The sequence below is a fragment of the Chromohalobacter sp. HP20-39 genome, from assembly GCF_033052815.1.
Taxonomy (GTDB): domain Bacteria; phylum Pseudomonadota; class Gammaproteobacteria; order Pseudomonadales; family Halomonadaceae; genus Chromohalobacter.
The window spans coordinates 1-301 of record NZ_JAWHTP010000475.1 but is presented as its reverse complement, the minus strand read 5'-3'; the positions used below and the strand labels follow the sequence as shown (position 1 = coordinate 301).

The 301-nt window shown below is 65.8% G+C and carries 1 pseudogene; it reads right to left on the bottom strand.

The features are described from left to right. Nucleotides 1-301 (bottom strand): annotated as a pseudogene (locus tag RVY79_RS18860) (terpene utilization protein AtuA); the annotation flags it as partial.

Below are 301 nucleotides of genomic sequence, written 5' to 3'. Positions count from 1 at the left end.
CATGCCACCGCCGCCCAGCGCCTGCTCGCAGACAAAGTTAAGGGCGTGAATGCCCGGCAGGTCGTAGCGTGTCACGGAACCCTTCACAACGTGTGCAAGGTAAGCGGCTACGGCGTCCTCAGTCAGCTGTGCGCGCAGCAGCGGCAGGTCTTCCGGCCGGCGTGCGATGACGCCGATGTTGGAGGTGTCGCCCTTGTCACCGCTACGAGCGTAGGCGAGTTCGATGAGCGGGACTTCACGTGTTGGGCCGCTCGGCAGTGCGTCCGTCACCGTCGCGGCGGTTGAGGCTTCCAATGGCGCG